The organism is Patescibacteria group bacterium, from assembly GCA_041651155.1.
Taxonomy (GTDB): domain Bacteria; phylum Patescibacteriota; class Patescibacteriia; order CAIXNZ01; family CAIXNZ01; genus JAPLYF01.
Genome location: JBAZJU010000004.1, coordinates 76,447 through 101,576 on the forward strand (window position 1 = coordinate 76,447; position 25,130 = coordinate 101,576).

Genomic DNA, 25,130 nt, shown 5'->3' on the forward strand with positions numbered 1-25,130 from the left:
TTAAAGGGGAGTGTTTTATTGGAGCTTGGCATCAATGATTTTTTTAAGCGTATCCACGTTTAGGTAGCCTTCAACTTTTTCATCATTGATATAAACAGTCGGGATGGAAACAATTTGTAAATTTATGGCGTCATTAATATTTTGAGTCAAGACCGGGTTGAATTTTTTAGCCTCATAGCACTGGTTGAATTTTTCCAGATCCAGGCCTAATTGATTGGCATACTCGCGATAGATCTGTAAATTTAAGTTGTTAAGATTTTGAAAAATCAAATCTTTGTAGGGCCAAAATTTTCCTTGGTCGCTTGCGCAATAAGCAGCAGTCGTGGCATTTAGGTTTTCTGCCGTATTGGTGATGGGCAGGCTCTTATACACAAAAAGCACCTTATTCCCGTATAATTTTTGTAATGAGGCTGAATTTTTTTCCCAGTCAGCGCAGGCCGGGCAGCCAAAATCAGTATATTCATAGACTGTGACCTTGGCGCCAGTTAGTCCAAGAGAAGGATCAAAACGATTAATTTGAGGTGAAACTCGAGTAAGCTCTTGCTGTTGCCCTTTATAATATTTATCCATCGTAGTTACTAAAGACCAGTAATTCCATGAATAGCCGACTATGATAAAAGAAAAAATAATTAAAACAATGACCGTAAAAATAATAAAATAAACAAAATAAAATTTGGTTGTAGTGAATTTACTTTTATCAAGAGGCATAGCTTATTTTTAAAATAATTAGGGTTTTGTGCAAGGAAAAATTATAAATCCATTTTTTTAATCTGGCCAGTATTTTTTTCCAGCCAATAAAGGGTTTTGCCGTCAGTGCTGACAATCATTTTATCAATAGTAGTGGGAAATAGAGGCTGAGCTAGAAGTTGTTTAGCGCCTGTAGAAATATCTATTTTGTAAATATCATCAGGTGTTGAATTTGCCATATCTGGACTAAAGCCCGAGCCCATTTCCAAGGTGCGCGGTACGCCGCAGTAAATAATATTTTCTGAAGAAAAAACACATTTATCTGCCCAGGTTTGCAGATCTAAATTATTGCGGCCTGTGCCAAGAATATCCGGACTTGAATTTACCACCCAAAGTTCGGGATTATAATTTGATTGGCTGTTAAATACGCTATAAACCAGCTTATTGCCGCTGGGCGTCCAGGCGAACCTTAAATCTCTGCCTTCTACAATCAGACTGGCGTAGTTTTCCCCGTTCAAACCAATAGGCAAAACTTCAGAACGGTCGCCATCTAATGGTGAACGTGCCAGGGCGACGTATGAATTATTTGGCGACCAGGTTGTATAAACATATTCATCCTCCTCTCCCAGGCGCTCAATTTCCTTATAATTGCCGCCGTTAGAATCAGCTATTGCCAGAAATCTATTTTCGGGGTCTACGCGCATATCTTTAAAAGCGATTTTTGTCGAGTCGGGAGAAAATACAAAGTCTTTCCAATGGCTAGGCAGAGTTACTGATTTATTTTGGTTAAAATCATAAATTAATTTTGAGCCATCAGGATATTCTAAAATTGCTTTTTGCTTATTAGGTGCAAAGATGGCGTTGGACACATTTTTGAAAATCTGGTCTGAAAAAAATTGTTTCTGTCCATCAGGCGTTAAGTCATAAAAATAACCAGTAGTTGAATCATAATAAATTAAATCTTTGCCATTTGTCGCTAAAGCAGGACTTTTGGCAGGGGTATTAATTAAAGTTTGGAATGAGGTGATGCCGCCATTGGCTTGATAGGCAATCGCTGGCGTAGATGGGCCGCTAGGCGTTAAAGGAAGACTAGGAATTTCCGGGCGTAAACCGGGCGGGATGCTGACAGTAGGAGGAATATTTAAATTTAGCGCAGGGGGAATTGTAGGCAAGCCTATGGTGGAAGGAGGCGTAACAATTGGCCCAGTGATTGTTGGAGGAGAAATGATTGGCCTAAAAAATAAATAATATATAGCTAGAGCTAATAGCAGAGTAACAACTACAAAAAGAATTACGAGTAATATTTTTTTTGTGCGGTCAGACATAATATTTTTTTTAAAATTAAATAATTTAAGAGATAATGCCGACAACTATTAAAGCCGGTGTAAATATTATAATTAAGGCGAATAAAACCAAAATGATTAAGATGAAATCTAAAAGGAAAAGAGCGATAATTTCAAACCATTTTGGCGCGCCTCCGCCTTTTCCCGGCATGGCCTCGCTGGCTGTTTTTGGCAGCCATTCTTCTCCGAAATCACTAAATAGATTTGAACCCGCAATATATTTGCCTAAAAAATGAAAATTAATATAGATAAGCGTCAAACCAAAAGAATCAATCAGGTTTAACCAGGAAAATTTTAAGGCTTGAGCTGTAAATTTAGCGCCCACTTTTGAAACTGGAGATTCTGCATTTTCCTGAGTCTGATTTTGTCTCATTGCTATTAATTGTCGCTTGCGCAGCTGCAACGCTCTAGCAGTTTCGGCATTATTTTTATTCTCTGATTCTTGTTTCTGAGTTTGAGCACACATAATTCAAGACCTTATCTCATTAAATATTTTTAAGTTTTTTCAAGTCCAGGTAAATGGCAAAAAGATAAGCAAAACTAAGATAAATCATTAGGAGCAGGATAAAAGCACTGATAATTACGCCAATATATTGCAGTTTTAGAACAACCGTTGAGAGGCTGTTTAATATTAGTAAAACAAGAACCAAAATTAGGATTTTAAATAAAATATTTCTAAAAAATCCGCTAGCAAGAAGAAAAGATTTTTTTAATGATTCTAGCCAGGACAATTTTTTATCTAAAAGAATAAAAGGCGAAAAAATTAAATAGCTAGAAAAGAATAAAATTATAATTGCGCCAAATAAAAGGCAGGCAATGCCCAGCCAAGTATTTCCCGTTAATAAAAGAAAAAGTCCTACATAGAGGGGCAAAGAAAAAAGCAGTAAAGCCAGGTTTAAAATAACATTTAAACAAAGCCAGTCCCAAAATAAGTTAAAAAAGGCTCCGATGTTTTCTCTCAATTTTATTAGGGGATTTAAAAGGTAATTGATAATTAAAAATTGAGCTAAGAGAGTAAGCAAAAAGAAAACCACAAAAGAAATTATTGTCCAGCCGAGATTAAAGGTTAAAAAATAGGATGGCTGGATCAGATTCAACATTATGCAAAGTTGCCAGATTACCCACAAAATAATTAAAATGGCGATTATTAAACCCGTGATAAAAATTATAATTGACAAAAGATTAAGCCAATTTTTTCTAATAATTTCCCAAGTATTTTGCCATATTTTAATCACGGCAAGAGGTTTTTGTTTTAAAACAGGATTGTCCATTTTATTTTTTTAATTTTTTAATTTTATATAATTTTATTTTTTTAAGCCATCTGCCTAAGACTGGCAATGCGTTCTTCAATCGGCGGATGAGTGGAGAAGAGGGAACTTAAAAATCTTTTAGTCTGGCCAAAAGGATTGGCAATATAGAGATGCGCAGTGGCATTATTGGCTTTTTTCAAAGGTTCTTGATTAACTTGTGAAATTTTTGCCAGGGCGCTGGCCAGGCCTTCAGGATATCTCGTTAATAAAGCGCCGTCTGCGTCTGCCAGAAATTCTCTTTTGCGCGAAATAGCCAGCTGAATAATCTGGGCAATTAAAGGCGAGAGAATTGCCAGCGCAATGCCAACTATTAATAAAATCAAGCCCAGCTGGCTGTCTCTATCCCGATTGCCGTTTTTGCGCCAGAAAAAGCCGCGCATTAACCAATCAGAAACTAAAGCAATGATGCCGACTAAAACAATGATGACCATCATCAGGCGAGTATCGTAATTTTTTACATGCGAGAGTTCATGGGCGACAACTCCTTCTAATTCTAAATTATCTAGTTTATCCAAGGCGCCTGTGGTAATCGCCATAGATGAGTGCTGCGGATCTCGTCCTGTGGCAAAGGCATTGATATCAGGATCATTGATTATATAAATCTGGGGCATGGGCAACCCGGCAGTAATGCATAAATTTTCCACTAACCTGTAAAGATCAAGATTTTCTTCTTTTGTAACTGGCTTAGCACCGGCTGTGGCCAGCGCAACTTTATCCCCGGCAAAATAGCTTAGGCTGGTCATAATTAAGGAAATGATGATTGCAATCGCTAAGCCAAAATAGCCGCTTTGGGAGATTTGTCCATATAGCCAGCCAATAAACAAGACAAATATTATAAATATCGTAATTAAAATGATTGTTTTTCTTTTGTTTGAATCTATTTGGTTATACATTTTGGCTTTATGGCTTACGGCCAATGGCAATGAAGCATTGGCCATCCAGCCAATTTTTGGCGAAGTTAGAATTTAACCGCTGGCGCCATTTTTTCTTGTTCATTTTCCACCTGGAAAAATTCATAAGCTTTGAAGCCCAGCATGCCCGCCACCATATTATTTGGGAAGACCTGAATTTTGATATTAAAATCCCGGACATTGCCATTGTAAAAGCGGCGCGAAGCCTGGATTTTATTTTCAGTGTCTGATAATTCACCCTGCAATTGTAAAAAATTCGTGCTGGCTTTAAGGTCTGGATAATTTTCAGCCACGGCAAATAATGATTTAAGAGTTTGGCTTAGCATGTTTTCCGCCTTGCCTTTTTCATCTAAAGACTTGGCTTGCATGGCAGAAGAGCGCGCTTCTGTTACTTTGGTAAAAACTTCTTTTTCATGGCCGGCATAAGCTTTAACAGTTTCAACTAAATTGGGGATAAGATCATATCTTCTTTTTAATTGCACATCAATGTCTGACCAGGCTTCATCAACGCGATTTTTACTTTTAACCAGGCCATTATAGACGGCAATTAACCAAAGAATTATTGCGCCGATAATGATAATTACAATAATCCAAAGTGGCATAGATTTTTGCATTAATTAATTAAATTTTATATACTAAAAACAGTATATGTTGTGCTTTAATTATAAAGAAAAATAAGCATTCTGTCAAAAGAAATTCAATTAATTTATATAAGCTCAAACAAGTTTAATAAATTAGCTCTAAAAATTATGAAATTTTCTTTAATGTTAGTAAAAAAGAGGCTAGGGATGCTTATTTTTTTTATAGCTGGTTTTTTGTTAATTGGCAGCGCCTGCTTGGCACAAACAGCAAATACTCCGATGAATAAGGATGTTTTTTTGCCTAACAATATAGTTATTTCTGATATCTACTTTACAGCTGGCCAAAATGTTAATCTCAATGCGCAAATGAAAGATGATGTGTATGTCGCTGGCGTGAATGTTGAGATTTCCGGCCCGGTTGATGGAGATGTGATTGTGGCTGGTTCAAATGTGGTAATTAATTCTGAAATTAAAGGTAATTTGAGAGTAGTCGGAGGAACAATTTTGATCAATGGTAAAATTGCGAAAAATGTCACTGTCGCAGGCGGCATGGTAACCATATCTGAGTCTGCAGAAATTGGCCAAAATCTGATAATTGGCGCTGGTAATGCTCAGATAAAAGGCAAAATTAATAAGAATTTATATGGTGGAGCAGGCAATTTGACGATAGATAGTGAAGTTTTAGGCAGCGCTTATTTAAAAATTGATCCAGAAGGCAGCCTGATTCTATATCCTAGCGCTAATATCCATGGCAATTTAGAATATACAGCCACAAAGACAGCCGATATCATGGCCGGTGCCCAGATCCAAAATGAAGAAAAATTCAGCCAATGGCCGCAAGCGCCAAAAAGTGTTGAACCAAAATCCAAATTTACGATTTGGTTTCTGACCTGGTGGCTGGCTGGCTTATTCGGGACTTTGGTTGTAGGTTTGGTTGTGATATTTATCTTTAAAAATCAGACGTTAAAAGTTGAAAAGAAAATGTCCGGCAATATCTTTATGTCTATTTTAAAAGGTTTGGTATATTTAATTGTAACACCGCTGGCTTTGATACTATTAGGCATTACTATGATTGGACTGCCCTTAGCTTTAATTCTCGGAGCTCTCTATTTAATTTTGCTTTATTTAGCCATTATTTTTGTGGCAATTTTTATTGGTGAAAAAATCCTGCGTCTATTTTTTAAACATCAAGAGATTCCCTTAATTTGGCCCATGATTGTAGGCACTTTAGCCATTTTTATTTTAATTGCCTTGCCTTTAGTCGGCTGGCTAATAAAATTAATTGCAATTTTGTGGGGACTGGGAGTTTTGATGACAATTATTAAAAGTGAACTTAAATTAGAAAACACATAAGGAATGACAAAATTAAAATGACAAAAAACAAAATAAATTCAAAATATAAAATCCAAATAACAAAATTTTTGATTTAGTTATTTTGATTTTGGTATTATTTTGTAATTTGCCTTCGCAAACCGTAGTTTGCTAAGGCAAACGAAGGTTTGAGCTTTGTCATTTGTTATTAAAATAATTTTATGGTATTTAATCCCAATATTTTCAAAGCATATGATGTGCGCGGCATTTATCCCGACGAGATTAACGAAGAGGCTGTTTATCAAATTGCCCAGGCATATGTAAAAGTTTTTAAGCCAAAAGGAGCCATAGTCTTAGGCAAAGACGTGCGTTTATCATCACCAAGTTTATGGCAGTCTGCAGCCAAAGGCATTACCAATGCAGGCTTTGATGTGATTGATATTGGCACAATCTCCACAGATATGCTGTATTTTGCGGTTGCTAATTATGATTATGCCGGTGGCATGACTATTTCAGCTTCGCATAATCCCAAGGAATATAATGGGATAAAATTTGTCAGGGAAAAGGCAATTGCGATTTCCGCAGATACTGGCTTGGAGGATATTAAGAAAGAAGTTTTGAAAGGTGAAGAAATCATGGAACCAGAGAAAGGCGATATTATTGCAAAAGAAATTTTGTCCGATTACGTAAAACATTGTTTGTCATTTATTGAGCCCGAAGTTATTAAGCCAATGAAAATCGTGGCTAATGCTAATTTTGGCATGGCTGGCGTGGCAGTAAATAAAATTTTAGAGTTTTTACCAATAGAAATTGTGCCCTTGAATTTCCAGCCTGATGGCAGTTTCCCCAAAGGCAAACCAGATCCTTTGATCCCTGAAAATCGCCGGGAAACAGAGGCTTTGGTCAGGAGTGAAAAAGCCAATTTAGGCGTGGCGTGGGATGGCGATGCGGATCGCTGTTTTATTTTTGATGAAAACGGTGAATTTGTTGATGGTTATTTTTTAACTGCAATTTTGGCCGATTATTTTTTAAAAAAGAAGCCAAAAAGTAAAATTATCAGCGACCCGCGTTTAGTTTGGGCGATAGCTGAGACTGTTAAAGCTGACAATGGCAGCCTTATAATTAATAAACCGGGCCATGCTTTTATCAAAGATCGCATGCGAAAGGAGGATGCTTTATTTGCCGGTGAAACTTCAGGCCACTATTTTTTTCGTGATAATTTTTATTGTGATAATGGCATGATCCCATTGCTTATAATATTAGAAGAATTGAGTAAAAAGGGAATTAAAATGTCTGATTTGGCCAGGCCATACCGCGAGAAATATTTTATTTCCGGAGAGCTAAATCAGGCTGTCAATGACCCAGATGCGGTTTTAAAAAATGCTGAAGAAAAATATTCTAAAGGCAGAATTGAACATATTGATGGCGTGTCTGTGGAATTTGAGGATTGGCGTTTTAATTTACGAAAATCAAATACTGAACCTTTGATTCGTTTGAATGTGGAAGCAAAGACGCAGGAATTGGTTGATGAGAAGGTTAAGGAATTGATGGAATTGATTAGATAAATTTAAAGTTCAAAGTTCAAAGTTTAAAAATGCATTTTAAAATTAAAAATTTCGGATTTTGATATGTAATTTTGTATTTTGAATTTTAAATTTTGAATTTATTATTATGAAAATAGGAATTTTTGACTCCGGGCTCGGAGGTCTTATTATTTTAAATGAAATTATAAAAAAACTGCCTCAATATGATTATATTTATTTGGGCGATAATGCGAGGACTCCCTATGGCAACCGCTCCCAAGATGTAATTTATAAATTCACTGAACAGGCAGTTGATTTTTTATTTAAGCAGGATTGTGAGCTAATTATTATTGCCTGCAATACTGCTTCGGCTAAGGCCTTGAGAAAAATCCAGCAGCAATGGTTACCCTTAAATTATCTTGACCGTCGAGTTTTGGGCGTGATTCGGCCAGTAGTTGAAACGGCTGTCGCATTTGCCAAAAATAAAATAGGAGTAATTGGCACTAAGGCTACTGTAAATTCTCAAGCTTATATTCGGGAAATTGAAAAATCAAATCCACAATTGGAGGTAATCCAGCAAGCTTGTCCATTACTCGTGCCTTTGATTGAAGAAGGCTGGGAAAAAAGGCCAGAGACAAAAAAGATTTTGCGCTCATATTTAAAACCATTGAAATTTTCCCAGGTTGATACTTTAATTTTGGGCTGCACTCATTATCCGATTTTGTTTAAGGAAATCCAGGGAATAATGGGAAAGAAAACAAAAGTTTTAAATTCTGGACAGATTGTGGCAGATTCTTTGGCAGATTATTTAAGTAGACATCCGGAAATTGAAAATAAATTGGAAAAAAATTCTCAATATAAATTTCTTGTCACTGATTTTGCAGAACATTATCAGGAATTGGGGGAAAAATGGTTTGGTAAGGGGATTGAGTTTGAAAAGGTGGAATTGTGAGTAGGGTCAAAAAGAGGTTCGACCTCCAATTTGGAGGTCGAACCTCTTAGCTCACACCTACAGTGGATTTTTCGCCCGCTTTGGCAAGGCCATGTCCGCGTAAGTAAAAGGGAAACACGGGAAAAAGATTTATTCGGAATCCGATTCCGAACTCAGATTTTAAAATAGGGAACTTCAGAATGTACTTAGGAATCGGATTCCTTACTCATTCCAGAAATGTTCCTTGATGATCTAGTTACCTCACGGGGACAAAGTCTCCTGTAGGAACAATCCAATTGCCTATTTGATATTTATTTTCATTTACGCTAAAATTAAAGCATAAGTCTTAATTATTTTTAAAAAAATACATGATTGTCACTGTATTGATTTTTATAATTATTCTGGGGGTATTGGTTTTTGTCCATGAATTCGGGCATTTTATTTCAGCCAGAAAATTAGGCATGAAAGTGGAAGAATTTGGCTTTGGTTTCCCGCCAAAGATTTGGAGTAAAAAGGGCAAGGACGGAGTTGTTTATTCAATTAATGCCATACCTTTGGGCGGTTTTTGCAAGATAAAAGGCGAAGATGGTGAAAATAAGAACGAGCCAGACAGCTTTGGGGCTAAAAAGCCGTGGCGCCGGGCCATTGTTTTAACTGCAGGCGTAGCCATGAACTTTTTGCTTTGCGCTGTCTTGCTTTCAGTTGGTTTTATGGTTGGCTTGCCACAGGCAGTTGACCAACAGGCTTTGGATCAAGGCATTGTAAAAAATTATAAAATTCAGGTTGTTTCAGTTTTAGATAATATGCCGGCCAAAGAAGCAGGGATTGAAGTCGGAGATGTTATCCAATCAGTAGATGGCTCAAAGATAATCAGCGTAAAAAACTTAATTGATTATACTTCTGGCAAGATTGGCCAACAAGTTACTTATGACATTATGCGTGGCAAGGAAGCATTGGCTAAAGAAATAAGCGTGGTTGATATTGGCCAGGGCAAGGGTGGGATTGGCATTGGCTTAGTAGAAACAGGCATTGTCACTTATCCTTTTTTTAGCGCAATTGGCCATGGATTTGTTTTAACAGGAATTTTAACAGAGCAATTTGTCTTAGCTTTTTATAATATAATTAAAAATTTAGTGATCGGTAAGCCGGTTGGAGTACAGGTTTCAGGTCCGGTAGGTATTGCAGTTTTAACTGGCCAAGTCGCCAAATTGGGCTTTATTTATTTACTGCAGTTTACCGCGCTTTTGTCTTTGAATTTAGCGATAATAAATTTTGTTCCTTTCCCTGCTCTTGATGGCGGCAGACTTTTATTTTTAGCAATTGAAAAAATCAGAAGAAAACCCATTAGCCAAAAAATTGAAAGCGCTATTCACACCATTGGATTTGCGTTACTAATGCTTTTGATCGTTGTTATAACTTTTCAGGATGTGATGCGCTATGTGAACTTTGGTAAAATTTTTAGCGGGTTTTTTCAATAATGTAAATATTTATTTAAAAAATAAAATCGTTTTATTATGGAAAGAGCAAAGATTATTAAACCTACTACTGAACAAGCTGAGGCAATAAAAAAATGGAAAGAATCAAAAAAAGGTCATTTTGAAAGTATGGTTGATAAGATGCATAAATTAGATCCTGAGAATGATGAACTTTTTGTAGCTGTAAACAATTTAAAAACACCTGAAGAAATCAGGCAATTTATCGGTGATTACCTAAATTTAAAATATCCTGTAATAGAAAAAGGGACAATGTGGTTTGGAAGCACTGCGGAAGAAGCAAAGAAACAAAAAGAAAATTTAAACAGGGAATTTAGGAGAAATTTATATAGAAATCTGGTTGCGTTTATTAATAGTCACTATCTTGACAACCAACCTGAACTGCAAAATCTTTGGAAAAAAATATCTCAAGAATTCGAAAGGAAATAAATATTTATGGAGTTAAATCTTAAAAAACTTAAAGGGCAGGCTTTGAAAGAAATTGAGGGAGTTAGAAATTCAAAAGAGTGGCAAGAAATTGAGAATAAATATTTTTCCAGAAAAAGCGGGGAACTGGCCAAACTTTTGAAAGATTTAAAAGATGTGTCTGAGGATATGCGTCCTAAACTTGGAGCTTTAGCAAATGAAGTTAAAGTTGAAATTAATAATGCTTTGCAGAAAAAGCAGGCTGATTTAGGTATGGAATCAGATTCAGATTTGGACAGGGATTTTATTGATGTGACTTTGGAAATTGAAAAATATAAATTGGGACATTTGCATCCCTTAACGCAGGTTCAAATGGAATTAGAGGATATTTTTAAATCAATGGGTTTTATGATTTTGGACGGGCCGGAATTAGAATCTGATTATTATAATTTTGAAGCTTTAAATATTCCGACTTGGCATCCGGCACGTGATTCCCAGGATACTTTTTATATTGAATCAAAAGATAAATTAGTTTTGCGCACGCAAACTTCTCCCGTGCAAATTAGGGCTATGCAAAAATATGGTGCACCTTTACGTTGCATAGTCCCAGGTCGGGTTTTCCGTAATGAAGCGACTGATGTCTCTCATGATCACACTTTTTATCAGCTGGAAGGTTTAATGATTGATAAGGATATTGCTATCACTCATTTGGTGGCCGTGATGAAGGAAATGTTATCTGCGATTTTCAAAAAAGAAGTAAAAGTAAGATTACGGCCCGGTTATTTTCCTTTTGTGGAGCCGGGATTTGAATTGGATTTTGGCTGTTTGATTTGCCAGGGTAAGGGCTGCCCCATCTGCAAACAGAGCGGTTGGATTGAATTCGTCGGTTCTGGTTTGGTCCATCCCAATGTATTAAAAGCCGGAGGCATTGATCCAAAAAAATGGACTGGGTTTGCGTTTGGTTTGGGTTTGACTCGTTTAGTTATGATGAAATACAAGATTGATGATATACGGTTATTACAAAGTGGAGATTTGAGGTTTTTAAATCAGTTTTAAATAGGATACTAATATACTAATTTAATACAAATAATACTAATATTTCATCCATTTACAATTAGTATTATTAGTAAACATTCGTTAAATTAGTAACATAAATATGGATTTGACCATAATAATCGGTTCTTTAGGCGCTTTGTTGATTCTGATCGCTTTTATCATGAATCAATTGCATAAATGGCAAGAAGATTATTTAATTTATGATTTGGTTAATGCGATTGGCAGTTTGCTTTTGGTGACTTATGCCATTATTCTGGCAAGTTATCCGTTTTTAATCTTAAATCTGGTTTGGCTAGCACTTTCTTTAAGGGATGTAGTTGTGGACTTAAAAAAGTCAGGCACAAGAAAAAAACATTTAATTTCTAAGTGGGTTAAATAAAAATATGAAAACAATATCTGAATTAAATTCAAAAGGGTGGTATAGGCTAATAAAGGTTATTTTTATTTTAGTTTTTATAATTGTTTTAATTGGCTATAATATTTTTGTTTTTTATAATGGAGTTAGGCATGTAGATCAGAAACAAACAATAATACAATGTAATTTAGGGGCTAAAACAAATTTTACAGCTCAAAGTATCGGGCTAGATCTGAGCGTAGATGATTTTACAAATGGACAATTTGACTATGAGGAGTTTTTTAAGGGATATAACTCTTACAAGGCTGAAGATATTGTGAGTGCCTGTTATCCCAAAAGGGAGGCTAATATTTATGATTCGCAAAAGCTGGGAGAATTATTAAATAAATATGGATTCATTGGTAATGAAAATTCATTATCCCAAGAGCAAAAAGATATACTTCTACCTGAATATAATGAGTATAAACAACAAACGAGTAAAATATTCGGGACTGATAAAGCAAAATATTTAGATTTTAGTTTTAAGATGTTTGATATAATGCCAATTTTTACATTCAATTACTTTTTAATGTATTTCTTTATAGGTAATGTAATAATAACACTTATTTTTGAAGGCTTAAGGCGGGCTTTTTATTATGTGGTTCTGGGCACAATAAAACCTCAATAATAAAATTTTAATTATAAATATATGGGAATAAAATTCGGTGAAGTAGATTCAAGCCAAATAATAGAAAATGAATTTAGAATTAACGTTTTAGAGAGAGTTATTGAATTTATGGCAAATAATCAAGGGGTTCTACCTTCGATCGTGCAATTGAATGAAATAAGAAAAGAAGTGGCACGTTTGTTAAAAACCAAGTATCCTAATTCTATCAAATTACCCGAATAATAAATTTATGCCTATAGATTTTAATAATCCAGACGACGTAAAAAAGTTTATGGAGGAAAAAGCCGATAAAGATGATATTAATAAATTAGCGGTTGATCTTGAACAAAGATTTGATAAAAAAACGAGGGATCTAATTTATGCTGTTGGAATTGTTTTATTAGTAATGACAATATCAATTTTATGTTCTTTGTGGATTGATTATAAAAATTCTACTAGACCTGAATGGGAATTAGTCAATAAGTTGACCGAAATTAAAACCGAACAAAATCTATTAAGATCAGATTTTGAAAATTTAAATAAAAAAGTAAAGGATTTAGAAAATTATTATATAATACCATCAAAATAATATGTACATCTCCCGCAATTGGTTAAAAGATTTTGTTAAAATACCGGACTCATTGAGCGCGAAAGATTTAGGTTTGAAATTGACCATGGCCATGGCTGAAGTAGAAAGTTTTACTGACCAAAAGGAAAGTCTTAAAGGTGTTGTGGTTGGTGAGATTTTGGAAGTAAAAAAGCATCCTAATGCTGATAAATTACAATTAACAGTGGTTGATATCGGTTCAAAGAAATTAAACATTGTCTGCGGGGCGCCAAATATTGCCAAAGGACAAAAAATTCCAGTCGCAACTCTGGGTACTGTTTTGCCAAATGGTATGAAAATAGAAAAAGTAAAAGTGCGCGGTGAGGAATCAGAAGGCATGCTTTGTGCTGAAGATGAGTTAGGTTTGGGTAAAGATCATTCAGGAATTTTGATCCTTGATAAAAAAGCCAAAATTGGAGAGCCATTAACAAAGGTTTTAGGCTTAGATGATGTTATTTATGAAATAGATAATAAATCATTAAGCCACAGACCAGATTTGTGGTCGCAATATGGCGTGGCTAGGGAAGTGGGAGCAATACTTGGTGAAAAATTGAAAGAGTACAAGGTCACCCTTCGACAGGCTCAGGGTGACAAACGATTAGATATTAAAGTTGAGGACTATAAATTATGCCCGAGGTATATGGGAGTTGTTTTGGAAGGGATTGAAATCGCTGAATCGCCGGAATGGTTGAAAAAAAGAGTGAGCGCCATTGGTATGAGGCCGATTAATAATATTGTTGATATAACAAATTATGTGATGATGGAAATCGGCCAGCCTTTGCATGCATTTGATTATGATAAATTAGAAGGGCATAAAATCATTGTCAGAACTGCCAAAGCAGGTGAAAAAATTAAAACTCTAGATGATCAGGAGAGAAAATTGGATGAATATATGTTAGTCATTGCCGATGCCAAAAAACCAGTGGCGATTGCAGGGGTAATGGGCGGAGCCAATACTGAAATTGATAATAAGACTAAAAAGATAATTATTGAATCAGCTAATTTTGATCATGTTTTAATCAGAAAAACTGAAGCCAAATTAAATTTAAGGACAGAAGCTTCAATCAGGTTTGAAAAATCATTAGATCCTAATATCACTGAATTAGGCATAAAAAAAGCCATTGAATTAATCTTGCAGATTTGCCCTAAAGCTAAGGTGGTTTCTAAAATTGAAGACGTAAAGAAATTCGGTCTGAATCAGGGGCCGATTAAAGTAAACTTTGAATTTTTAAATAAAAAAATTGGTCAGGCAATTGAACCTAAAAAAATCATTGATATTTTAGAAAGCTTGGGATTTGGGATTAAAAAACAAAAAGACGGGCTCTCAATTTTAGTGCCATCTTGGCGAGCGACCAAAGATATTTCTATTCCCGAAGATATTGTGGAAGAAGTGGCGAGAATTTTCGGTTATGATAATTTACAGATCAATATGCCCATGGTTGCCATGGAACGGCCAGAAGTAAATAAAGAAAGGGAACTGGAAAGAAAAATTAAGAATATTATGGCTTGTGGCCTGGCCATGACCGAAGTCTATAATTATTCATTTAACAGCGAAGAACAAATAAAAAATGCTGGTCTGGATCAGGCTGATCATATTAAAGTTGCAAATCCGCTGTCTTCCTTAGCCGGATATATGAGAACTTCTTTAGTGCCCAATCTTTTGGAAAATGTCGGTTTGAATGCCAGATTTTTTGAGGAAATAAAAATATTTGAAGTCGGGTCAATTTATTTGAAAGAAGAAAAAGGCGAGAAAATTTCCGATCAGGGCAGCAAGCGCCTGCCTTTGCAGGAAAAATATATTAGCGGCCTAATTTATGAAAAAGGCAATGACACGCCTTTTTATGCGGCTAAAAATATTGCTGAAATAATTTTAAAGCAATTAAGATTTGATTATAAGCTGGCCAAATCGCCAATGGCCATGCCCTGGGGAAATTCAAAAAGATCCCTTAGAATTTTAATCGCCAATAAAATCGTGGGCTTAATAACTGAATTAAATCCAAGCATTGGCGCTAATTTTTATATAAAAAATAAAGTGGGAATTTTTTCTTTGAATTTGAGCGAACTCGTTAATTTTTATAATGAAGAAATGATTTATCAGCCTATACCTAAATTTCCTAGCATTGATTTGGACATTTCCATGATTGTTTCAAAGAAAATTTTGTGGGCAGAGGTTAGGCAGGCAGTAATTGGCGTAGAAAAAGATTTAATTAAAGAAGTGAAGATTTTTGATGTATTTGAAGGTAAGGGAATCCCTGAAGGCAATAAATCAATTGCTTTTAGGATTGTATATCGCTCTGATGACAAAACATTGACCATGGCAGAAGTGCAGATTATTCAGCAGAAAGTTCTAAAAATTCTGGCAGAAAAATTTAATGCCCAAATAAGGCAATAAATTTTGACTTTGAGTTTTATTTAAATTATAATAGAAACATAATATTAAAATATGCCAGAAGATAAAATTTTACAAAAATTAGAGCAACATGACCAGAAATTTGACGCAATTTTAGGTAAATTGGATGAGCATGATGTAAAATTAGATAATCATGCAAGAAAATTAGAATCCATTGATACAAAGCTGGAAGATCATGCAATAAAATTAGGATCTATTGATGTTAAACTAGATAATCATGCAAAAAAATTAATAGAACACGACGAATTGTTGAAGCCTCTTTGTGGAGACGTTAAAACGCTTAAAACTGACGTAAAGAATATTGCAAATAATCAGGAGCAAATGATTACAATTTTAAAACGACTTGATGAAGATCGTGTTTTTACTCATGCGTGGGTAAAAAGGATTGAAAAAGAAGTTGAGGATCACAGCCAAGAAATTAAAGACATGAAGCTGAAATTAAATATTGCCTAATTAATCCCGAGCCAATCGGGATTTTTATCCTGCCTGCCGCCTGCCTGTCCGGTAGGCAGGGCAGGCAGGTCTAATAATTACCATGAAAAATTTATTTAAAATATTTTTGCTGCTATTAGTGGCAAGTTTGTTTTTAAATTTAAGGTCAGCAAATGCTGTCACAAGTTTAAATAATGTTACTCTGAGCATTGAGCCAAAAAACGCTAGTAGTCTGGCAACCTGGAATATTAGTTTTACTTTACCCGCTACAACCCCAGTCGGTCATGTCCTAATTTCTTTCGGCGGTTATGCGCCAGATTTAAGCCAGGCTAGTTTGTCAGTCTCTGGTTTGTCCGGGGGCACAGCAATTGTGGGTAAAAGCAATCCCAGTTGCGTGTCAAATTGTGATGATGTGCGCTATTACTTTAAGGATCCAGTGCAAATCCAAGCTAATACAAGAGTGACATTTGCCTTGAGCAAGGTTAAAAATTCTGACCAAGCCGGGCAAACAGGCCTAAATTTTATTAATATTTTTAGTTCCAAATATCCAAATATGACCTTGGCTTTTTCAACCGGCGAACAATTAATTAATCTTGAGCCGGCCTTAGCATTAAATGAAGAAAATTTAATTCCAGCTACGGCAACAGCAGAAAATACGAATCAAGAGCCGGAACAAATCCAGCAGGTTATAATCAATGAATTATTTTATAAAGCCGGAGCTAAGACTACAAAGCTGCGGGAAATTAAGGATCCGACCAAGGTTGAAGATTTCACTTTGGATTTATTAGGCAAAATAAAAGTTACATTTAAAGGCCCAATAGATCTTTCTAAGCCTCAGGCCATTTCTTTTATTGAGAACTTCACAGCCTATATGACTTTTGATATTTTGTATTTCAAAGTTGATAAACAGTTAATGGATTATTTCAAAGTGCCCTTGGAACTTACTTATTATGATTTGCCTTTTGTCTGGGATCCGGATGTTTTGAAAGATGATAATGAGGTAATAACCAAAGATAAATTGGAAAATTATAGCTCTTATATTATTGATAATAAGTCTCAGGTTGCCTTTACTATCAAGGAAGCCGGGTCTTATCGTTTAGTGCCGCATTTTGAACTTTATATAGCAGACAATCAGGAAATAAATAAAGCCAGCAATTTATCAACTTTTACCGGCAGAATTTCTGATCCAAAAGCGATTATTAAAATTTCTTTAAACGGCAAAGAGCTGACAGATATTAAGCCGACTATTGATCAGCAAAGAGGGGAATTCACTTTTTCAGTTGCCTTATTGGAAGGGCCGAATTTAATTGAAGCCCAGGCGCAAAGCGAATACGGCAAAATTAACAAGATAACAAAGATTATCCAATATCTGCCGCCGACACCAGGTAAGGTTGCGGCCAAAAGCAGTATAAGCCCGTTAAATATTGTGGCAATTGGCCTGGCTGTTTTAGCCATAATTTTAATTATTGTTTTGCGTTATTTGGTAAAGAAAAAATAAAATGCTATACTTAAACAAGTAGAAAGTTCTTAAAGTTTATAAAGTATAAAGATTAAACAACGCAACGAAAACTTTATAAACTTTATACTTTTAACTTTATAACTGCATCTATGATTTCAACCTCCAAAGACATTTTTTATCTCATTCTTTCTTTCAGTATTCTGTTGTTTACAGTTTTTCTGTGCTGGGCAATTTATTTTATGGCCATGATTTTGCGCGAGTTTAAAAAAATAATTGCTGATGTGAGAAAGAAAATTGAATTAGTTGAAGGTTTGATCGTGGCGCTAAAAGAAAAATTAGAGCATACTTCCAGCCATATGAAATTATTAGTTGAGACCGTTTCCAATTTGGCTGAATATTTTAGAGAAAGAAGGGGAGAAAAGAAAAGCAAGAAAAAGAAATAATTATTTTACATATTTTTTTAAGCACTCCGCTACGCGGGGTGTTTTTTTGATGCTTGACTTTTTTAATTTTTTTGCCTAAAATAAAGGCAAATTTAAAGGAGGTGCCATGTAGTGAAAAAAATTGTGATTTTAACAATCTGTCTGAGCCTTTTGCTGAATAGCGCCTGTCTGAAGAAAGTCTATCAGAAGCTTGACAGCCTTGATGCCAAGGTAACTCAATTCCACCAAGAAGAAATGAGTGCCATGCAAAAGAACCATCAGGAGGCTATGGCTGCAATCTCTGACTTGAATAAGGCCATCAGTAAAAACAGCCGCAAAGTGGAAGAGCTGGGCAAAAAGTTGGATGTGCTCATTCAAAAAGGAGTCATTGTTTCTGGCCAGATGTATAGCTATGCCACTGTTCACGTGCGCGAAGGCCCTTCTGTGCGATTCAAAAGCGTTGGCTACCTAAAAGGCGGCGAAGTAATCAAAATTGACCGCATTGAGAAGAAATGGGCCAGAATTAAAGAAGGGAAATGGCAAGGCAAATGGTGCACGCTACTTTACATGCAATTAAGCGTGGAACCGATTGCTGAACCGCAATAATCAGCATCAAAGGGCGAGGAGAAATCCTTGCCCTTTTTTAATTGGGATACTAATTTACTAATTTGTTACTAATATACGAATATTTCCCATATTAATAACCTAATAGCCAAATTACCTAATAACCCAATTATCCCTATTACGTTTGAATTTTTCACTAAATTGTATTAAACTCAAGATAAGCTAAATTTTAAAATATGCTTGAAAAAATGCCGCAATTTGAGGAAAAAGAGAAACCTTTAAAAGATAAAAAGGAGGCTTTTTCATATTGGGCACTTTTAGAGTCAACTTCTGACAAATCAGTTGCCGAATCAGTTAAAAATATTGCTAAAAGAAAAAAGGCTTTAGTAAAATTGCAGGAAATGGGCTGGGAAAATTTTGAGGATTTTAAAATTCATGGCATTAATATAGACTCTATTGTCAAAGGTTCAAGGGAAAGAAAGGGCTTATGGGAAAAGTATTCTGCCTTTGGCAATTTTCCCGCTAAAACAGTAGAAACTATTAATGGCCAGATTGATTTAAGCGGACCAGTTTTTGGTGCAAAGCCCGAGGCTTACAAATGGAAAGCTGTTTTGTCCGAAGAAAGTTTAACGCCTGAGAAAACATATTTTACATTAGATATAGCTTTGCTTGATGAAAAAAAACCTTGGGAAACTCGCGAGGGCGCAGATGAAATAATTGAGCAAATTGAAAAAAATATTAAGAAAAATAAACTGGATATAAGTTTCCCTTTTGCTCGTTCCTTGGGGCAGGAAGCTCTGCGACGCGCTTTGCCTGATATTTTTAAAGAAATAAAAAAATATATCTGGGAAAAATGTTATCCGCTTGCTGCTGTTGATAAGAATGTGGCTAATTTAGAATTTCGCTTGGAGACTGAAATTTCCAGGGAAATTGACCAGGCAAGAGAGGCGGAAATTATTGAAGGTTTAAAAAAGAGGGAATTTGATGAAAAAATATTTTATTTAGGTGCTGGTGCGGAAAAATATTTGGAATATTTAAAGAGCGAGGAAAACCTATTGTCTAATTTTGAATTGCAACTGATGAAAAAAAGTTTGGACAAATTAGTGCCTTTTATTAATAAGAGAACAATCTATGATTTAGGCCCGGCAAATGCCTTGAAAGTTATTCCACTTTTAGAAAAACAGCTAGAAACACAAGAAGAAGTTGAGTATGTGCCAATTGATATAAATCCGGCCATGATTTTTGCAGCTGCGGCGAATATAAATAATCCCAAGGTTAAGGTTGAAGGTAAAATTTTAGATTTTACAAAGCCAATGGCCGGGAAATTAGAGATCGGCTCTAAATTTTTTACTTTGCTCGGCAACACCCTGGGTAATGGGGATGAAAATTATCAGAAAGGACTTTTGAAAAATATAAATCAGGCCATGACTGCGGCTGATTATTTAATGGTTGGCATTCATTTAAAAAGCGATTGGCAAGAGATATTAAAAAGTTATGAGTCAAAAAGCGGCAGGGAAGTGTTTTTAACTGCAGTTGAGAATATTGGCTTTCCTTTGGCTAAAATTGATTTAGAAATAATTGCTGACCAAAAAAATAGGCAGATTAAAGCCATTGTTAAAATTAAAGAAGATTTACAGGTTAAAGGGGTTGATTTTAAGCAGGGAGAAAATTTAACAATTTTTGTCTCGCAAAAATATGAGGTGGGTGAATTGGCCAAATTAGCGCAAAGCGCTGGTTTGGATGTTGAGAAAACTTTTTTGGATGAGAAGAATCAATATGAGTTGGCTGTGTTGAGGAAAGGGAAATAAAAAAAAGACAAACCGTCCACGTGTCATCCAGAACGAAGTGAAGGATCCTTAACTTCAAGGATTCCACGCTTTGCTCTGAATGACGGTTTGTCTTTTTTTATTTTATTTCAATTTTTCCCAAAAGAATTTATGGATCAGGGCCATGGTTTTGGCGATTTCTTTTGATTCAATAATCACGCCCATGAGTTCATTTGCTTTAAATGACATGAAAGCGACTTTATTGCCATAGATATTTATTTCAATGGAAAAGGGATAATCTTTTTCCGGAATTAATTTTGTTTCTCGTAATTCCTTAGTATCTCTTTCTTGATATTCTTTGGCTAAAGGCGCATCAGGCGCAATGACTTTGGCCATTATTTTTTTCTCTATTCTTTGCTGGACATATTGCTGGGTTAGATAATCTATAAGAGGGGATTTATAAGCAGTAGCCACAGAAACAAAAGCCAATATGTCTTTGCCTTCTTTAATCGTATCAGCATAAACACTTTTAATGCCTTCTTCACCTTCATAAAACCTGATTTTGGGTTTAACAGGTGAAACCTTGCTTAAGGCCTCTAATTCAGGCAGGATTTGGTTTAAGGTTTTTTGCTTTTGGGCAATTACCTGGGCTAAATGGCTTGGTTCAGCAGCTAAAAAATAACGTTTTTTGCCTTTGGGTATAACAGTAATAAGATTCTGCTTAATTAAATTTTCTAGTAATTCATAAACAGTGCTTCTTTTAATTTGGGCTTTTTTAGCAATATTTTGCACTGAAGTTAGCCCCAATTCCAGGGAGGCCAGGTAAATACTGGCTTCTTTTTGGTTTAGGCCAAGTGTTTGGAGTTGGTCTTGTAATGACATATGAATACTTAAACCACAGAATTTAGCTCACAGAATACACAGAAAATTCAGTGTTTTTCTGTGAATTTATTCAGTGGTTTATTATTTCCTTAGTTTTGTCGCCTAAAAAGACAATATTATAATCTAAAGTAATCATAGCATATCATGGCAAAAATGTCAAGATTTCCGCCGACATTTGAAATTATTGTCGGAAGTATTGACAAGAATAATAATAATTGCTATAATTTAGTGTTTAAGAATGAATATTTAAAACAGAAACCAAATCCGCTATCAACGGGTATAAAACCAATCTTAAAGGAGTACAAGAAATGGATTTAACGCGCATTAAAGAAGAGTCAAGAAAATTTGCACTAGGTATAGTTACAGATTATCTCAAAGAAGTAAGGGTCTCCTTCATAAACGAAAAGGATGTTGTGTATTTGGTGGATGTGCAGGAAATAAAGAATTTGTTTGATGAGGTGGGCATAACTGTCCGAGAAAAAGAATTGGCTGATATGTTGAATGAATTAATGTTCGGCCAAAAAAGGGTCGCAAACTTCAGAGTGGAGCATCTATTTCCGGAGTTTTGCAAGGACGGAACCCATTTCAGGGTAATAAAGATTTCGGAATTGGAATAAACATTCCTGAAATTTCGGGCAAGTTAATTATAAAAGTTAGCTTGCCCATCGTCTTTAGCCCAGAAAATTTTTTCGTGGGTTAAAAAACGGGAATGTTCTTTACAAAAGAAAGGAGAAAAAAATGAAAAAGAAGATACATTGGGCAATTTGGCTGGTTATAATTCTGATTGTGCTTTTTGTGGTTTTGGGCAACTGTTGGTTAGCAATATTATGCGGCTATAAATTAACCGCAGATATTATTGCTATATGGAAACATCCTGAAATAATTACGATCTGCAAAATCCTTATTCTTCTGGCGGAGGTCTGCATCATTCCGATGTGCATACTTATGACAATTTGTTTGTGCAAATCTGCCAATAAGAAAAAATTGTTAGAAGAATTTGGCGAATGGGAGGATATATCGGAATAGAGATTTGCAATCGCTTGTGATTTATCGGGCAGAAATTGTCCTGCAATTTTTGCCCATCGTCTTTAGCCCGGGAAATTTTTTCATGGGTTAAAATACGGACTTTAAAACAAATCAAAACTCCGCTGAAAGCGGGAAGGGAGAGAAAAAATGCCCGAATTGGTAGAAGTAATATCCATAATCGTATCAGATGAAGAAGTCTACATTACAACAAAAGATGGGGAAACAACTGCGGAAAGGCAGACAACACTTGAAGAAATAGATATAACAAATATCTTCATGTCTGATCCTGCAGCAGTTTTGTATGACACTCAAAGAAATGCAATAAGGCTGGATCATAGTTATTGGCAGGCTAAATTTTTCAGCGAAATTAACCGTGATATCTGCCGGCAAATCGCATATTTAGCCTTAATGAAGGTAATGCAGCATTCTTTCTTGAAAGCTCACAATAGGTAAAAAAGTTAAATCCAATTCGGGCGATTTCGCTGCACCAGGCTTCGGCCTAGACAACGGAATCGCCCATCGTCTTTAGCTCAGGAAATTTTTTCGTGGGTTAAAAAACGGATTGAACTTTAAAACTAAAGGCACGAAGTGCCAAAAGGAGGAAGAAATGAAAGATAAAATTATCACTCTATTTTGGCGGACAATTATTTGTCTGGGCGCGGTACGGGCAATATGTCCCATTGTTATAGGGGACTTTAACTTTGATGATTTTTTTTGGGGTTTTTTCTTTTTTAGTTGGGCTGTATGGATGTACGACATTCATAAGTGGGGCAAAAAATTAACTAAAAATTAACCCAAAATTATCTTTCGGGCGATCCCAAATCGCCCCTCGTCTTTAGCCCAGGAAATTTTTTCGTGGGTTAAAAAACGGAATTGTTCTTTAAAAACAAAAGGAGGAAAGAATGAAAATCAACAAAAATAGCTGGCATTATCGTTTGGTTTTAAAACAGGTAAAAAACGAAATCTGCCCTTTCAATGAAAGCTATTATATGCCTGACACCAGTTGCGCATATTTTGCCAAATTGATTAAAGTGGCTTTTCTTAATTTTTGCAAACTGGTTTTGGGCCTTTTTGTTCTGGGAATGAGCTATGGATTTTCCTGGGCCGTGATTGAAGATCCTTTACCGTTAATCTGCGTTCTCGTCTCTGTATCTTTGGCCATCGGACTCACGATTGGATTACGTTTTCTTAGTGAGATGATTAGTGGCCTGTATTGGCCGATCAAACTAAGGTTAAAGCAATTCTGTCTGTATCGTCTGTATTGGCCGATCAAACTAAGGTTAAAGAAATTCTGTGCCAAGATTGAATATACCTAAAAACGGAAATGTTCTTTACAAAAGAAAGGAGAGAAAATGAAAAGTCTAAATGAAATGACTGGGGTAGAGGCTATTGAAGCTTTTATTGAAGGCGCTAGAAAATTTACGCTTCAAGATATTGTTTCAATTTTCGGGGCTAACGACTTTCAAATTCTTAGCCGCAAAGCGCGAATAAGCATTATGGAATTTTTCAGTGAACAATCTTTTCTTTTTAAGCCCATGGATAGGGCGAACTACGAAGAAGAATATCTTCAAAAATTCTTTTCATTCATTGGCGTGGACTCTACCTTGCCAATAAACGAAGTAGAGATTATTGAAAAGTCAATGAAAAATGGCAACGGTAATGCGGTGCGTAATATATTTAGCATTGTCATCCGTGCCAACCCTTTAGTCCTCGGTGATTTAAGCAAAAAAGCCAAGGAACAAATGCTTTACCATTTGCACGATGGAAGAATTAATGCAGAAGAGGAAGTTCTTAACAAAGACAATTTCCGCTCCCCCGAATATATCGCAGGGCTAAAAGCCTTGCTTTCCTGATAAAACTTAAATTTTCGGTGAACCAGATTCTCTTGGGAACTGGTTCACCTTTCGTCTTTAGCCCAGGAAATTTTTCGTGGGTTGAAATACGGAAATGTTCTTTTAAAAAGAAAGGAGAAAAAATGTCTGCATTGTATGTTCTGATTATGGTTTTAGTGGCAGTAGTATTATTTCTTGTCTTAATGGGAGGTGGAGATGATGATCGAACAAGAAGACAAAAATTTGTCCGAGACAATCCGGATCTCTGCAACATTATCACCATTGAGCCAGACAAGGAATATCTGGTGATAATCAAATCTGACGTACCAATATGGGTATTTGATGATTATGCTGTCCTAAAACAGGGTTTGGCAAGTTTAGTAGCAACTCATCCTCGCTATTATTTAACCAAAATTTGGACGACTAACGGATCAGATAACCCAGACGAGATGATGATTAGAATGGGATACCGAGTTTTTGTTCTCAATAATACGTAAGAAAAAAAATAATCTTATCGGGCGATTCCGCTGCGCGGAATCGCCCATCGTCTTTAGCCCGGGACAATGTGTCATGGGTTAAAAAACGGAAAAATGTTCTTTAAAACAAAAGTCCGCCTTTGCATCCATCCCCCGTAGAAGTAGTCTGCTAATGAGGACGAGCAAGGCTATGGCGGACAAAGGGAGGAAGAAAATGAAAATTTTGTTGTTCGGTCTTGTCGTCTTAGGATATTCAGGCGCATTAATTTGGTTAGCCCGGAGATGTAAAAGAGAGGGTCTCCCTAAAACAGTGGCTCATTCACTTCTGATTGCTACCCCCGTTTCCCTTTTTGTAGTCATGCCGCTTTTTGCCTGGAATGAAAGTCTAACACTTATTGAATATTCCGGCTGGCTTGCTTTAGGAATTATGTTGCCAATAACAGCATTGATTGCTTACGACAGAATTAACGTGGGAGATGAATCTGAGGGAATATTGGAAGAAATGGTAGCGATTAAAGATATATTGTCGCTTGTTTTTTCCAATATTTTTCTAGTTATTGCCGTTGCCATGTTTTTACTTCCCATGGCTCTGTCTCATCTGATTTTTACGCTGATATCCAAAAAAATGAGAGGCGAGTTATCTGAAGATGATGGATTCTAATTTTGAAAACCTAGCCTGAACCCTCTGTGTTTCATGCTATG

General features: G+C 35.8%; 31 protein-coding genes. 24 read left to right on the forward strand and 7 right to left on the reverse strand.

Going from position 1 to position 25,130, the window contains the following annotated elements:
• Positions 1-15: 15 nt before the first annotated feature.
• The 6 genes from WC460_03950 to WC460_03975 are packed head-to-tail and all read right to left on the reverse strand — an operon-like array spanning position 16 to position 4,853.
• Positions 16-708: a thioredoxin domain-containing protein gene (locus WC460_03950; protein MFA5188486.1), complete on the reverse strand. Its 693-nt coding sequence runs from the start codon at positions 706-708 to the stop codon at positions 16-18.
• Between the two features lie 41 nt (positions 709-749).
• On the reverse strand, positions 750-2,012 hold the full coding sequence (locus WC460_03955) for a hypothetical protein (GenBank protein MFA5188487.1): 1,263 nt from the start codon (positions 2,010-2,012) through the stop codon (positions 750-752).
• Between the two features lie 25 nt (positions 2,013-2,037).
• Positions 2,038-2,496 (reverse strand): hypothetical protein, encoded by a 459-nt coding sequence (locus WC460_03960; protein ID MFA5188488.1) that lies wholly within the window; start codon positions 2,494-2,496, stop codon positions 2,038-2,040.
• A 19-nt stretch (positions 2,497-2,515) separates the two neighbouring features.
• Positions 2,516-3,301, reverse strand: a complete 786-nt coding sequence (locus WC460_03965; protein MFA5188489.1) for a hypothetical protein — start codon at positions 3,299-3,301, stop codon at positions 2,516-2,518.
• Positions 3,302-3,342: 41 nt separating this feature from the next.
• Positions 3,343-4,278 carry a M48 family metallopeptidase gene (locus WC460_03970; GenBank protein MFA5188490.1) on the reverse strand — a complete coding sequence of 312 codons (936 nt, stop codon included), beginning with the start codon at positions 4,276-4,278 and terminating at the stop codon, positions 3,343-3,345.
• A 20-nt stretch (positions 4,279-4,298) separates the two neighbouring features.
• Positions 4,299-4,853, reverse strand: coding sequence for a LemA family protein (locus tag WC460_03975; protein ID MFA5188491.1), 555 nt, complete (start codon positions 4,851-4,853; stop codon positions 4,299-4,301).
• 186 nt (positions 4,854-5,039) lie between these two features.
• Here WC460_03975 and WC460_03980 point away from each other — a divergent pair, with 186 nt between their 5' ends.
• From WC460_03980 to WC460_04055, 16 genes are all read left to right on the forward strand, one after another.
• Entirely contained in the window at positions 5,040-6,185 is a 1,146-nt protein-coding gene (locus tag WC460_03980) for a polymer-forming cytoskeletal protein (protein MFA5188492.1), read from the forward strand.
• A 179-nt stretch (positions 6,186-6,364) separates the two neighbouring features.
• Entirely contained in the window at positions 6,365-7,708 is a 1,344-nt protein-coding gene (locus WC460_03985; protein MFA5188493.1) for a phosphomannomutase/phosphoglucomutase, read from the forward strand.
• 106 nt (positions 7,709-7,814) lie between these two features.
• The gene (murI, locus tag WC460_03990) at positions 7,815-8,618 is read left to right on the forward strand and encodes a glutamate racemase (GenBank protein MFA5188494.1); all 804 of its coding nucleotides are present in this window, start codon (positions 7,815-7,817) and stop codon (positions 8,616-8,618) included.
• 347 nt (positions 8,619-8,965) lie between these two features.
• On the forward strand, positions 8,966-10,075 hold the full coding sequence (gene rseP, locus WC460_03995; protein MFA5188495.1) for an RIP metalloprotease RseP: 1,110 nt from the start codon (positions 8,966-8,968) through the stop codon (positions 10,073-10,075).
• Between the two features lie 36 nt (positions 10,076-10,111).
• Positions 10,112-10,519, forward strand: a complete 408-nt coding sequence (locus WC460_04000) for a hypothetical protein (protein ID MFA5188496.1) — start codon at positions 10,112-10,114, stop codon at positions 10,517-10,519.
• Between the two features lie 6 nt (positions 10,520-10,525).
• The gene (pheS, locus tag WC460_04005) at positions 10,526-11,551 is read left to right on the forward strand and encodes a phenylalanine--tRNA ligase subunit alpha (protein MFA5188497.1); all 1,026 of its coding nucleotides are present in this window, start codon (positions 10,526-10,528) and stop codon (positions 11,549-11,551) included.
• A 100-nt stretch (positions 11,552-11,651) separates the two neighbouring features.
• Positions 11,652-11,930, forward strand: a complete 279-nt coding sequence (locus WC460_04010; GenBank protein ID MFA5188498.1) for a hypothetical protein — start codon at positions 11,652-11,654, stop codon at positions 11,928-11,930.
• A gap of 4 nt (positions 11,931-11,934) precedes the next feature.
• On the forward strand, positions 11,935-12,573 hold the full coding sequence (locus WC460_04015) for a hypothetical protein (protein MFA5188499.1): 639 nt from the start codon (positions 11,935-11,937) through the stop codon (positions 12,571-12,573).
• A 21-nt stretch (positions 12,574-12,594) separates the two neighbouring features.
• Complete coding sequence (locus WC460_04020) at positions 12,595-12,795, forward strand: hypothetical protein (protein ID MFA5188500.1); 201 nt, start codon at positions 12,595-12,597, stop codon at positions 12,793-12,795.
• 7 nt (positions 12,796-12,802) lie between these two features.
• Positions 12,803-13,141, forward strand: a complete 339-nt coding sequence (locus tag WC460_04025; GenBank protein MFA5188501.1) for a hypothetical protein — start codon at positions 12,803-12,805, stop codon at positions 13,139-13,141.
• Between the two features lies 1 nt (position 13,142).
• Complete coding sequence (pheT, locus tag WC460_04030) at positions 13,143-15,551, forward strand: phenylalanine--tRNA ligase subunit beta (protein MFA5188502.1); 2,409 nt, start codon at positions 13,143-13,145, stop codon at positions 15,549-15,551.
• A 51-nt stretch (positions 15,552-15,602) separates the two neighbouring features.
• Positions 15,603-16,022, forward strand: a complete 420-nt coding sequence (locus WC460_04035; protein MFA5188503.1) for a hypothetical protein — start codon at positions 15,603-15,605, stop codon at positions 16,020-16,022.
• An 82-nt stretch (positions 16,023-16,104) separates the two neighbouring features.
• Positions 16,105-17,499 (forward strand): hypothetical protein, encoded by a 1,395-nt coding sequence (locus tag WC460_04040; protein MFA5188504.1) that lies wholly within the window; start codon positions 16,105-16,107, stop codon positions 17,497-17,499.
• Positions 17,500-17,609: 110 nt separating this feature from the next.
• Positions 17,610-17,903, forward strand: coding sequence for a hypothetical protein (locus WC460_04045; protein MFA5188505.1), 294 nt, complete (start codon positions 17,610-17,612; stop codon positions 17,901-17,903).
• Positions 17,904-18,014: 111 nt separating this feature from the next.
• Positions 18,015-18,488 carry an SH3 domain-containing protein gene (locus tag WC460_04050; protein ID MFA5188506.1) on the forward strand — a complete coding sequence of 158 codons (474 nt, stop codon included), beginning with the start codon at positions 18,015-18,017 and terminating at the stop codon, positions 18,486-18,488.
• Between the two features lie 194 nt (positions 18,489-18,682).
• Positions 18,683-20,254 carry an L-histidine N(alpha)-methyltransferase gene (locus WC460_04055; protein ID MFA5188507.1) on the forward strand — a complete coding sequence of 524 codons (1,572 nt, stop codon included), beginning with the start codon at positions 18,683-18,685 and terminating at the stop codon, positions 20,252-20,254.
• Positions 20,255-20,356: 102 nt separating this feature from the next.
• Here WC460_04055 and WC460_04060 read toward each other — a convergent pair whose 3' ends face one another.
• Positions 20,357-21,094, reverse strand: a complete 738-nt coding sequence (locus tag WC460_04060) for a helix-turn-helix domain-containing protein (protein ID MFA5188508.1) — start codon at positions 21,092-21,094, stop codon at positions 20,357-20,359.
• Positions 21,095-21,402: 308 nt separating this feature from the next.
• Between WC460_04060 and WC460_04065 the strand changes: the two genes are divergently transcribed.
• From WC460_04065 to WC460_04100, 8 genes are all read left to right on the forward strand, one after another.
• Complete coding sequence (locus tag WC460_04065; protein MFA5188509.1) at positions 21,403-21,711, forward strand: hypothetical protein; 309 nt, start codon at positions 21,403-21,405, stop codon at positions 21,709-21,711.
• Between the two features lie 121 nt (positions 21,712-21,832).
• A complete protein-coding gene (locus tag WC460_04070; protein ID MFA5188510.1) occupies positions 21,833-22,120 on the forward strand; it encodes a hypothetical protein in 288 nt (95 codons plus the stop codon).
• A gap of 147 nt (positions 22,121-22,267) precedes the next feature.
• On the forward strand, positions 22,268-22,573 hold the full coding sequence (locus WC460_04075) for a hypothetical protein (protein MFA5188511.1): 306 nt from the start codon (positions 22,268-22,270) through the stop codon (positions 22,571-22,573).
• A gap of 154 nt (positions 22,574-22,727) precedes the next feature.
• Positions 22,728-22,913: a hypothetical protein gene (locus WC460_04080; protein MFA5188512.1), complete on the forward strand. Its 186-nt coding sequence runs from the start codon at positions 22,728-22,730 to the stop codon at positions 22,911-22,913.
• A 109-nt stretch (positions 22,914-23,022) separates the two neighbouring features.
• A complete protein-coding gene (locus tag WC460_04085; protein MFA5188513.1) occupies positions 23,023-23,436 on the forward strand; it encodes a hypothetical protein in 414 nt (137 codons plus the stop codon).
• A gap of 36 nt (positions 23,437-23,472) precedes the next feature.
• Entirely contained in the window at positions 23,473-23,973 is a 501-nt protein-coding gene (locus WC460_04090; GenBank protein ID MFA5188514.1) for a hypothetical protein, read from the forward strand.
• A 122-nt stretch (positions 23,974-24,095) separates the two neighbouring features.
• On the forward strand, positions 24,096-24,449 hold the full coding sequence (locus WC460_04095) for a hypothetical protein (GenBank protein MFA5188515.1): 354 nt from the start codon (positions 24,096-24,098) through the stop codon (positions 24,447-24,449).
• Between the two features lie 193 nt (positions 24,450-24,642).
• On the forward strand, positions 24,643-25,089 hold the full coding sequence (locus WC460_04100) for a hypothetical protein (GenBank protein ID MFA5188516.1): 447 nt from the start codon (positions 24,643-24,645) through the stop codon (positions 25,087-25,089).
• Positions 25,090-25,130 lie beyond the last annotated feature (41 nt).